At 55.9% G+C, this 7,323-nt stretch carries 6 protein-coding genes and 2 pseudogenes; 3 read left to right on the top strand and 5 right to left on the bottom strand.

Annotated features, from left to right (window positions below; all coding sequences use genetic code 11):
* Positions 1 to 25: 25 nt before the first annotated feature.
* The gene (locus tag FE839_RS10905) at positions 26 to 352 is read left to right on the top strand and encodes a group II intron maturase-specific domain-containing protein (RefSeq protein ID WP_338324974.1); all 327 of its coding nucleotides are present in this window, start codon (positions 26 to 28) and stop codon (positions 350 to 352) included.
* Between the two features lie 165 nt (positions 353 to 517).
* Here the strand turns inward: FE839_RS10905 and FE839_RS10900 are convergent.
* Positions 518 to 892: pseudogene (locus FE839_RS10900) on the bottom strand (IS66 family transposase); the annotation flags it as partial.
* A gap of 235 nt (positions 893 to 1,127) precedes the next feature.
* Here FE839_RS10900 and istA point away from each other — a divergent pair.
* Both istA and istB read left to right on the top strand, forming a co-directional pair.
* Positions 1,128 to 2,663 (top strand): IS21 family transposase, encoded by a 1,536-nt coding sequence (istA, locus tag FE839_RS10895; RefSeq protein WP_138360839.1) that lies wholly within the window; start codon positions 1,128 to 1,130, stop codon positions 2,661 to 2,663.
* 21 nt (positions 2,664 to 2,684) lie between these two features.
* Positions 2,685 to 3,440 carry an IS21-like element helper ATPase IstB gene (gene istB, locus FE839_RS10890; RefSeq protein WP_138360838.1) on the top strand — a complete coding sequence of 252 codons (756 nt, stop codon included), beginning with the start codon at positions 2,685 to 2,687 and terminating at the stop codon, positions 3,438 to 3,440.
* 101 nt (positions 3,441 to 3,541) lie between these two features.
* On the opposite strand, the pseudogene tnpC reads toward istB, so the two are convergent.
* The 4 genes and pseudogenes from tnpC to FE839_RS10865 form a co-directional block, all read right to left on the bottom strand.
* Positions 3,542 to 4,519 (bottom strand): annotated as a pseudogene (gene tnpC, locus FE839_RS10880) (IS66 family transposase); the annotation flags it as partial.
* Between the two features lie 30 nt (positions 4,520 to 4,549).
* Complete coding sequence (gene tnpB, locus FE839_RS10875) at positions 4,550 to 4,900, bottom strand: IS66 family insertion sequence element accessory protein TnpB (RefSeq protein ID WP_138360837.1); 351 nt, start codon at positions 4,898 to 4,900, stop codon at positions 4,550 to 4,552.
* Positions 4,897 to 5,304: an IS66-like element accessory protein TnpA gene (gene tnpA / locus FE839_RS10870; RefSeq protein ID WP_138360836.1), complete on the bottom strand. Its 408-nt coding sequence runs from the start codon at positions 5,302 to 5,304 to the stop codon at positions 4,897 to 4,899. Before tnpA ends, tnpB begins: the two co-directional genes overlap by 4 nt.
* A gap of 278 nt (positions 5,305 to 5,582) precedes the next feature.
* On the bottom strand, positions 5,583 to 6,851 hold the full coding sequence (locus tag FE839_RS10865) for a tyrosine-type recombinase/integrase (protein WP_138360835.1): 1,269 nt from the start codon (positions 6,849 to 6,851) through the stop codon (positions 5,583 to 5,585).
* Between the last annotated feature and the right edge of the window lie 472 nt (positions 6,852 to 7,323).

The raw sequence follows: 7,323 nt of genomic DNA, 5'->3' as shown, positions 1-7,323 counted from the left end.
TGGGCGCCCCTACTGGGGAACCGCAATATCCCGAAAAGCGATCAAACGGCTCAAACAGGAAATACACGCCCAGACTACGTCACGCTGGAACTGTACCCCCATAGCTGAAAGAGCTGAAAGGTTAAACCCGCTTCTCAGGGGTTGGGCCAGTTATTTCAATCAGGGACCAGTGTTACAGATTTACCGTGACATTGATATCTATACGGCGAGACGGGTCAGGATCTGGTTACAGAGAAGAAAAGGTCAGCGGGGAACGGGATATCGCCAGTATCCCGACCAGTACCTGTACGAGCAGTTAGGACTGATACGCCTGCTGGATCTCCCCCGTAACCGCCCGAACGCGAAGGTCTGATGTGCTGCAAGAGAGCCGGATGCGGGAAATCCGCAAGTCCGGTTCGATGAGAGGGATGTGGAAACGGAGTCACGCTCAGGACAGTAAGGCACCACCAATCGAAAGAGGTGGATTAACAGATATGCCTGAACTAAAACCACCGCGCCACATCTCTACTCTACCCGCGTCGGCCAGACCATCGTCACTGTAGTAACACAGCGCCTGCCACTGGTTCAGTACGTAGGCGAACCCCTCTCCCAACCGGGATTTTTTCGACAGTGTCGTGTTTTTCTCCACCATCCACTCATGCAGGGCCGCCAGCAGCGGTTTACTCCGCGCCTGTCTGACGGCGAGACGCTCTGCTTCCGGTCTGTCGCGTATCTCCGCCTCGATGGCGTACAGTTCGCCGATGCGCTTCAGGGCTTCTTCCGCTGTGGCGCTTTTGCTGCCGATGTACACGTCGTGGATTTTTCTGCGGGCATGCGCCCAGCACGCGGCCTCGATCAGCGCACCTCCTTCGCGCGATGCACTGAACAGCCGGTCATACCCCGTGAAGGCATTGCAAAATGGCATGTGAATCGATCACGGTTTGGCATCAAGGTCGATCATGAATTGGCATCCATCTCCGATCACGATTTGGCATCGCGGTCGATCACGGTTTGGCATGCCTCCGATCACTGATTGGCATCCTGTCGATCACGCCGGGAATTAACGCTTTCTTACACGGTCTCCCTTGCTGATTTTTACCCCAGCAGCGGAGACAACGATGTCCAGAAAGAGAGAAGCCCGGAGTTCTATGGAAACCTGTTTTAAGATCCTGCAGCTTAAGTTCGACCAGAAGCTGACCAACCGCTGTATCGCGCTCACCCTCAAAATCAGCGCCTCTACCGTTTTTGAAGTGCTCACCCGCTTCCGTACCACCGCGCTGCCGTGGCCCCTGCCCGAAGTGCTATCCCACGACGCCCTTGAAAAACGCATCTTCCCGGCAAAATGCGCGTCAGCATCAGAGCTGGTCATGCCGGACCTGCTCTGGTTCGATACCGAAATGAGAAAGCCCGGCGTGACGCGACAGCTGCTGTGGACGGAGTACAAGGTTCAGGCCGGCGAGCGGGCGATGGGGTACTCTCACTTCTGCCGCTGCTACCGGGAATGGAAAAAAACGCGGCGCCTCTCCATGCGGCAGGAGCACCGTGCCGGTGAAAAGCTCTTCATCGACTTCTGCGGGCCCACGGTACCCGTGGTTAACCCGGATACCGGTGAAATACGCCGGGTGGCCATCTTCGTGGCCGTGATGGGGGCGTCCAACTACACCTACGTTGAGGCCTGCGAAAGCCAGGACATGATGTCGTGGCTCAGCGCCAACAGCCGGTGCCTGACCTTCCTGGGCGGCGTGCCGAAGCTGCTCATCCCCGACAATCTCAAAAGCGCAGTGAAAAAAGCCGACCGCTACGAACCCGTCATCAATGACAGCTACCAGGCGCTGGCAGAGCACTACGGCACCGTCATCATCCCGGCCCGCCCGTATAAACCGAAGGATAAGCCGAAAGCAGAAAACGGCGTGCTCATCGTGGAAAGGTGGCTGCTGGCGCGCATCCGCCATGAGACCTTCTACACGCTGAGGGCGCTGAATACCCGCCTGCGCGCGCTGCTGACGGACATGAATAACCGTCCCATGAAAGGCTACGGCAACCAGAGCCGCGCGGAGCGCTTCCGCGAGCTTGACGCCCCCGCACTCTCAGCGCTGCCGCTGTCGCCTTATGAGTACACCGAATACAAAGCGGTGAAGGTGGGACCGGACTACCACGTTGAGTATGCGCGCCACTGGTACTCCGTGCCGCACGAGCTGGCGGGTCAGCGCCTGTCGCTGAAGGCGGGCCAGACGGTGGTGCAGGTGTGGCATAAGGGACAGTGCGTGGCGCAGCATCCGCGCAGCCAGCATGAATACAAACACTCGACCAACCCGCTGCACATGCCGGCCCGGCACCGGGGCCACGGCAGCTGGACGCCGGAACGCCTGGTGGAAACGGGGCGCAGCGTTGGCCCGTTCACGGGCCGAGTCGTTGAGGCGATGCTGAAGGCGAAGGCGCATCCGGAGCTGGCCTACCGCGCGGTGCTGGGCCTCATCGCGCTGCAGAAGAAATACGGCAGAGAGCGGCTGGAAAAAGCCTGCGGCGTGGCCTGGCACTACAAAAGCCCTGACCGCCGCTTCATCGACAACCTGCTGCGCCACCACCGCGAGGAGCAGGCTCTGCCGCTGGCCGGTGAAAGTGAATCACCCTCACCGTTGTCGCTGGCGCATGAGAACGTGCGCGGTCCGGGCTACTACCACTGACAGATAAAGGAATAAAAAGAGATGAGCGATAACCTGTTAACCAAACTGACGCAGCTGAAGCTTCCGGCGATGGCGGGTAGCCTGATACGTCATCGTGAAACCCCGCAGACGTACGACGAGCTGTCGTTCGAGGAGCGTCTGACGCTGCTGGTCGATGACGAGCTGCTGAACAGAGAAAACGGTCGCGTGGCGCGGCTGAGGAAGAACGCGAACCTGAAGTACCATGCGGCCCCGGAGGGGCTGCATTACCCGGTATCGCGAGGGTTGAGGGCGGAGCAGATGCGTGAACTGCTGAACGGTCACTATATCACGCACAAAAAAAGCCTGCTGATAACGGGCCCGACGGGGTGCGGGAAAAGCTGGGTGGCGAATGCCCTGGGCGAACAGGCGTGCCGTCAAAAACACAGCGTTCAGTACTGGCGCACAGGTCGTCTGCTGGAACTGCTGGCGCAGGGTCGCGTTGACGGGAGCTGGCTGAAGCATCTGAAACAGCTGCAGAAAGTGCAGGTACTGATCCTTGACGATCTGGGTCTTGAGCCGCTGACGACGGCGCAATGCAATGACCTGCTTGAAATCGTGGAGGACCGTTACGGTCAGAGCAGCACGATAGTGGTCAGCCAGTTCCCGGTGGACAAGTGGCACGGGCTGATGGAGAACCCGACGACGGCTGATGCGATCCTGGACCGGCTGGTGCATACCGCTCACCGGTTAGTGTTACAGGGAGAGTCGATGAGGAAATGCCGGAAGGGAGTGGAAAGCGAGAAGAAACCAGGTTAAAAAGCAGCAGAGAAAGTTAGCGCATCCCGGCTGATCGAACAGATGCGAAACTGTGATCGAACTTCGATGCCAATCCGTGATCGTTCAGAGCGGAATACGCAGGCATCCGCCTGCAGCACTCCATGGAAGGGGCGAAGGTGTTGCTCCGCGTGCTTTCCCTGCCGGTCCGGCGAGAACGCGAACCATGCCGCAGGCGGATCTGACGAACCGGCAGTCCGGTCATCCCGTACGTACGTCCAGATACGCCCGGTTTTTGTCTTTTTCCTGCCCGGCGCCAACACCGGCACCGGAGTATCATCCGAATGAAGTTTGCGTGTATCCATTACGTATTTGTACAGGGCTTCATCCAGCGGCGCCATCAACCGGCAGCAGGCGTCCACCCAGTTGGAGAGCAACGCACGGCTCAGCTCAACCCCCTGACGGGCCAGGATTTCGGTCTGGCGATAGAGCGGCAAGTGCTCGCAGTACTTGCCCGTTAACACCCGGGCCAGCAGCCCCGGCCCGGCGATGCCCCGGTCGATGGGGCGTGAAGGTGCTGATGCTTCCACGATGCAGTCGCACCGGGTGCAGGCTCTTTTCACCCGTACCGTTCGGATCACTTTCAGGGCGCTGGTCACCAGTTCCAGTTGTTCCGAACTGACCTCACCCAGATACCCCAGTTCACCGCCACATTCCGGGCAGTTTGTCTCTTCCGGCTCCAGACGGCGTGTCTCACGGGGAAGGTGTTCCGGTAACTGGCGACGGTGCCGCGACTGGCGCAACTGGCGGGGAACCTGCGGATCGTCCTCCCGACCACTGTAACGGTCACTCTCCTGTTCGCGCTGTTTCAGCAGCGCTTCGGCCTGCGCCACCTCGCGGCGCAGTTTTTCAGAGCGGGTGCCGAACATCATCCGGCGCAGTTTTTCCAGTTGCGCGCGCAGGTGCTCTATTTCACGCTCGTCCTGCTCGATCTTCTCTTCGGCACGGGCCAGCGCTGAGCGCAGGAAGGCCTCAGTCTCTGCAACGAGACTGAGCTGACTGTCTTTGCAGCGAAGCTCTTCTTCCAGCGCGGCGATACGGGCGAGATAGTCCTGATCCATGCCCCCATTTATAATGCGCTCATGTTTTTTTTACAACATGGTCAGCGAGTTAAGGCGGGATGTTCTGGGCTGACGCCAGTCCAGCTTATCGAGCAGCATCGCCAGCTGCGAGCGGGTAATGGCGATTTTACCGTCACGAACGGCGGGCCAGACGAACTGGCCTTCCTCAAGGCGTTTGATGAACAGGCACAGGCCGTCCGCATCCGCCCACAGTATCTTCACGGTGTCTCCCCGGCGGCCACGGAAGATGAACAGGTGGCCGGAGAACGGGTTCTCATCCAGCACGTGTTGTATCTGCTCGCCCAGCCCGTTGAAGGACTTTCTCATGTCCGTGACACCGGCAACCAGCCAGATACGGGTACCCGAGGGCAGGGATATCATCGTCCCCTCCCGGTCAGTTCGCGGAGCAGTGTTTTCAGGATAGCGGGCGATAAGTCGCCCGACAAACGCAGAATGGCACCGCCGACAGTCACCTCGCAGGTCATGACCTCACGGTAAGCCGGAGTAGTTGGTTCATCGCGCGGTTCTGTACGGGGTGACCGGGTCATATCAGATACCACAACAGGGATGACAGAGTCTGGTTTTTTGAGTGGGCGTTGTATCTCATCAGGCAAAAGATGGCGGTAGCGTTGCCGCCATGTGAACAGCAGATTGTCATTGATCCCATGCTCGCGCGCGAGTTGGGCAACGCAGGCGCCGGGCTGATACGACTTTTCGATAAGATCCAGTTTGAAGCCCATGGTGTAGGATGCACGAACCCGACGGCGATGAGGAGATTCTGACATTGATAGAGTCCATTAACGTTTATAAGAGGACTCCATCATCGTCAATCATTGGCAATTGCAACAGACGGCAATGAGATGCCGCTTACAAAACAGGTAAGGTAATCGCTGGTATTGTTGATGATGCTCAGGCAACCATGTCCGCCATGGGTAAGGTATGCTGCCTGTGATAACGCCTGTCACCATCTGCGTTTTACTCGTCAGTGCTGCATTAACCCGTCTATGATTTATGCCTATTTTCCATAAATATTACGTGATACCGGTTGTAGTTGTCTGGATATTCAGACAACAGAAGTTATTTTATGCTGCCGTGCATATATGTAAGGCGCAACATGCCCCTCTGTACATTCATCCAGATAATCCGACCACCACTGCATCATTTCGATTCTGGCTTCCAGATGCTCCGCTTTATGCACGTAGGCGGCCCGAACGCCGTTGCGTTCTTTGTGGCTCATCTGCCGCTCAATGGCATCCTTTGACCAGCGCCCGGACTCGTTCAGGGCGCTACAGGCCATGGTCCTGAAGCCGTGGCAGCATACTTGGGTTTTGGTGTCATAGCCCATCACGCGCAGCGCCTTGTTGATGGTATTTTCACTCATCGGCTTGTCCAGGGTATGTGCGCCCGGAAAAACGAAGACCGATTCGCCGGAAATCGCCTGAATTTGTTTCAGCAGGGCAACCGCCTGCTGCGATAGCGGCACCAGGTGTTCATCTTTCATCTTTGCGCCACGCTCTGAGAACCTCACGCCTTTTACGGCCTCACGCTGGGCAGGTACGGTCCAGATATGTGCTCTCAGGTTGAACTCATCCCAGCGGGCAAAACGTAGTTCACTGGAGCGCAGAAATACATGCAGATTCAACTCCAGCGCCAGACGGGTCAGTTCCCTGCCTTTGTAATTACAAATCTTCTCAAGCAGCTCCGGCAGGCGTTTCAGCGGCAGGGCGGGGTGATGTTGGGTCGCTACCGGGGTCACGACGCCATCCAAATCGTAAGCCGGATTGTATTTGATTATGCCCTGCTGTACGGCATGACGCATGATTTTGGTCAGATGCTGGCGCACCCGTCCGGCAACGTCATGCACACCTTTATCGTCGATGTCCTTAACAAGTTGCGCCAGATGGCGGGTTTCAATCTTTGCGATGTCCATCGCGCCAATCCCAGGGAAAACGTAGCGTTTCAGACAGGTGAGAATTTTATCGGCGTGGGCTTCCGACCAGAGTTTAAGACTGCTGGTGTGCCACGCCAGAGCGACATACTGAAGGGTGCAGGATTCATCAACGGGGGGATTGTTCGTTTTGCGAAGCTGAGAAGGGCTGATGCCGGATGCCAGCAGCTTGCGGGCAGCGTCGCGCTTTTCGCGAGCCTCCGCCAGCGTAGTTTGAGGGTAGGGGCCAAAAGCCAGACGGCTTTCTTTACCATCGAGACGATAGCGGAAATACCACAACTTAGCGCCGCTGGTCGATACCGTCAGGTACAAGCCTTGAGAATCAGTGAGTTTGTATGATTTTACGAGAGGTTTTGCTGAGCGGATTTTGCTGTCAGTTAACATGTGAGGGTCACTCCAGTTGTCGAACTGAATGACCCGCAATCTGACCCCAAATTTTCCGGATACGAAGGGATAAATCAAAACGTATCGGAAAGACTTTTTACGCCAACCTATTGAATAGCAACAATATAGGAACTCATAGGAAGGCATAAAAAAAGAATAGTGGTGCCGGACTCGGAATCGACCTATATTATACCATATTGTAAATAAAAGATTTTTTATACATTTAAATTTTTATGCCATCTAAATGTGCCATCATTTTGATAGGGAGAGTAAGAAAAGTCAATTAAAAAACAACTGATTACAGTAGTAGACATCAGTTAACATCATTTTTAAGATAGAGTGAGCATTGTGTTGTCAAATAAAAAGGCACTTTTTGATAAAAATAATAACTAATTGTTTTTAATTGGTTTATTGTATTTTTCCTCTGTTCCCTTCCAAAAAGCCATGAAAATCCCAAAAATAGGTATTGATC

Source organism: Klebsiella indica (assembly GCF_005860775.1).
Classification (GTDB): Bacteria; Pseudomonadota; Gammaproteobacteria; order Enterobacterales; family Enterobacteriaceae; genus Klebsiella; species Klebsiella indica.
Note: the sequence above shows the minus strand (reverse complement) of the source record. Positions and strands in the feature narration are given on the sequence as shown.